Origin of the sequence: Micromonospora sp. NPDC004540, assembly GCF_040610095.1 — a bacterium.
Classification (GTDB): Bacteria; Actinomycetota; Actinomycetes; order Mycobacteriales; family Micromonosporaceae; genus Micromonospora.
The window spans coordinates 1-3,277 of the sequence record NZ_JBEXLR010000193.1 but is presented as its reverse complement, the minus strand read 5'-3'; the positions used below and the strand labels follow the sequence as shown (position 1 = coordinate 3,277).

Sequence of the window (3,277 nt, the reverse complement as noted above, 5' to 3'; positions counted from 1 at the left end):
CACCCCGGCGGTGACCAGCCGGAGCAGCTCGGGATAGGCGTGCGCGGCCATGCCGTGGCTGCCGCGCAGCTCCAGCTCGTACGCGATCACCAGCTCCATCGGCACCGCCGGGCGGCCCTGGGCGACGGGAAGCAGGCCGACCTGCACGTGCCGGCCGCGCCGCCGCAGGCTCTCGACGGACGCCGCGCAGGTGGCGTGACTGCCCAGCGCGTCGAGGGACAGGTGGGCGCCGCCGCCGGTCGCCTCCCGGACGGCCGCGGCGACCGCGCCGGGTCCGGCGAGCGCGCCGCCGTCCAGGCAGACCGCCGCCCCGCAGCGCCGGGCGAGGTCCAGCGCGCCGGGAGAGATGTCGACCGCCACCACCCGCGCGCCGCAGGCCGCCGCGATCATCACGGCCGACAGGCCCACCCCGCCGCAGCCGTGCACGGCCACCCACTCGCCCGCGGCCACCCGCCCCTGACTCACCACGGCCCGGAACGCCGTGGCGAAGCGGCAGCCGAGCGCCGCCGCGGTGGGGAAGTCCAGCTCGTCGGGGAGCCGGACCAGGTTGACGTCGGCGTGCCGCACCACCACGTACTCGGCGAACGAGCCCCAGTGGGTGAAGCCGGGCTGCGTCTGCCGCTCGCAGACCTGCTGGTCGCCGGCGAGGCAGGCGGGACACTGCCCGCAGGCGCAGACGAAGGGTGCGGTGACCCGGTCGCCGGGCCGCCAGCCGTGGACGCCCGCGCCGACCGCCGCGACCACGCCGGCGAACTCGTGTCCGGGGACGTGCGGTGGGCGGATGTCGGGGTCGTGCCCCTGCCAACCGTGCCAGTCGCTACGGCACAACCCCGTCGCCTCCACCCGGACGACCGCGCCGTCGGGCGGCGCCACCGGGTCCGGCACGTCGCGGATTTCGGGTCGGGCACCGAACTCGTCGAAGATCACCGCACGCATGCCCCGCATCCTGACACGCGCCCGGCCTCGCCCGGCTCCTGCCCTGGTGGGGCAGTCGGCGCGTACCGCCGCTCGCGCGCCCGGCGGATGCCACGATGTGGGCGTGACAGCGCGGGGCTGGTATCTGGTGGGGGCGCCGTGGGACTGCTCCGCGCTCGGCCGGGGCGAGCGGCTCGCGCCGGCCGCGCTGCGTGCGGCCGGGCTGTCCGGTCTCGTCCCCGACGACGCCGGGGACGCGCCGATCGTCATCGACGACGACCGGCGGGACGACGCCACCGGCGTGCGCGCGCTGGGGCAGACCAGCCGCGCGGCGCGGGTGCTGGCCGACCGGCTCGACGACGCTTCCGGCAGCCGGCCCGGCCGCCGGCCGCTGGTGGTCGGCGGTGACTGCAGCCTGCTGCTCGGTGTCCTGCCCTGGCTGCGGCGGAGCCGCGGCCGGGTGGGGCTCTGCTTCGTCGACGGCCACCCCGACTTCCTCGACGGCCCCTCCTCGCCGACGGGGGAGACGGCCGACATGGACCTGGCCCTCCTCACGGGCTCCGGCCCCGAGCAGCTCACCTCGCCGGCCGGCGTGACCGCGCCGCTCGTCGCGCCCGCCGACGTGGTGCTGGTCGGCCACCGTACCCGGGACCTCGACCCGGAGGCCGCCGCCGAGGTGGCCCGGCTGCCCGGCAGCATTCGGCGCATCGACGCCCCGGCGGTGGTCGACGCCCCGCGGCACTGCGGCGAGCGCGCCGCCGCGCTGCTCGCCGACGTCGACGGTGGCGTCTGGCTGCACGTCGACTGTGCTCGCCCGGCACGCCGGTGCGCTCGCCGTAGCCCCGGTAGTCCGGGAACGCCCAGGTGAAGCGCTCGACGTCGATCAGCTCCGGCAGCCAGCCCCAGCCCCGCGCCGACCCGAACCACCCGTGCAGGGCCAGCACCCGGTGCGGCCCGTGACCGACGGTGCGGTGGCTGATCGTCATGTCGGAGTCCCTTCCGCCCATGCGATGTGGCGACAGTGAACGACCTGACGACCGCGGGGGAACACCGGCGTCGGATAGGCGACGCTGTGACCCGTGCCCGAGGTGACCGCCCGCCCGTGCAGGGTGGACGGTCACCTCGGACGGAGATCAGACCAGGCCGCCCATGGCCGGGTCGCTGATGCTGGGCTTGCCGTTCTCGACGTGACCGGCGTACCGGGCCGCGAAGGCGGCGTCGGCGGAGACCGTGACGGTCAGGTCGTACCAGCCGTGCGCCCGCGACAGCGACCACGACGGGGACGTTGTCTCGCCCGGCTTGAGCGACAGCCTGGTCCGCCGCGACGAGTAGCGGTCGGCGACGGTCACCTCGACCCGCTTCGCACCCCGGTTCACGAGGGTCAGGCCGACCTCGTGGTCGCGCTCGTCGTACCGGGCCCGGACGTCAACCCCGGCGCCGGCACCGCCCGTGAAGCGGCGGAAGAAGCCGTTGGGGCCGTGCACCTCGAGGTCGTACCCGGCGGTGGCGTCCCAGGTGTCGCTGACCTCCCGGCCCGGCTCCACCGTGTAGGTGCGGGGCGGCTGGGCCGGGTCGGCCGAGCGGACCTGGAAGACGCCGGTGGCGCCCCCGGAGTTGCGGAAGTCGAGGTGGAACGACGTGCCGGCGGCCCGCCCGTCCACGTGCAGGGTGTACGGGATGGCCCGCGCGGGCCGTACCCCGCGCTCCTGGCCGGGCAGGCGCGGGTCGGCCGGCGGCACCGGCGCCTCGTCGGGCTGGCGGGTGAGGTCGACCGGCTTGAGATCGGCGGTGTCCGGCAGCTTCACCCGCGGCGAGGCGTTCGGCGTCCGGAAGTCGAACGCGGTGGTCAGGTCGCCGACCACCGCCCGCCGCCACGGGGTGATGTTGGACTCGACCAGGTCGGGGTTGCCCTTGGCGAACCGGGCCTCCAGGAAGCGGATCAGCGACGTGTGGTCGAACACCTGCGAGTTGACCCAGCCGCCCCGGGTCCATGGCGAGACGACGATCATCGGCACCCGGATGCCGAGGCCGTACGGACCGGCGGCGCGCCGCCCGTCGCCGGGGAAGATCTCGTTGGTGGTCGGCACGGTGGACAGACCCTCGGCCCGGCTCTGCGGCGGCGTCGGCGGCACGAGGTGGTCGAAGAAGCCGCCCTCCTCGTCGTAGGTGATGAACAGGGCCATCCGGCTCCACACCTCGGGATGGCTGGCCAGGATGTCGACGACCTGCGACATGTACCAGGCGCCGTAGTCGGGACCCCAGTTCGGGTGCTCGCTGTAGGCCTCCGGCGCGACGATCCAGGACACCTGCGGCAGCGTCCCGTTCGCCACGTCCCGCCGGAAGTCGGCCAGCAGCGCCTCGG

Annotated in this window: 3 protein-coding genes; 1 reads left to right on the top strand and 2 read right to left on the bottom strand. The window is 75.6% G+C overall.

Annotation, left to right across the window (positions count from 1 at the left end; all coding sequences use genetic code 11):
* The coding region (locus tag ABZV78_RS31555) for an alcohol dehydrogenase catalytic domain-containing protein (RefSeq protein WP_355644489.1) at positions 1-936 on the bottom strand (936 nt) is incomplete at its 3' end.
* Between the two features lie 103 nt (positions 937-1,039).
* Between ABZV78_RS31555 and ABZV78_RS31550 the strand changes: the two genes are divergently transcribed.
* Complete coding sequence (locus ABZV78_RS31550) at positions 1,040-1,783, top strand: arginase family protein (protein WP_355644487.1); 744 nt, start codon at positions 1,040-1,042, stop codon at positions 1,781-1,783.
* Positions 1,784-2,048: 265 nt separating this feature from the next.
* On the opposite strand, the gene ABZV78_RS31545 is transcribed toward ABZV78_RS31550, so the two are convergent.
* Positions 2,049-3,277: alkaline phosphatase family protein (locus ABZV78_RS31545; RefSeq protein WP_355644485.1), on the bottom strand; the 1,229-nt coding region annotated here is incomplete at its 5' end.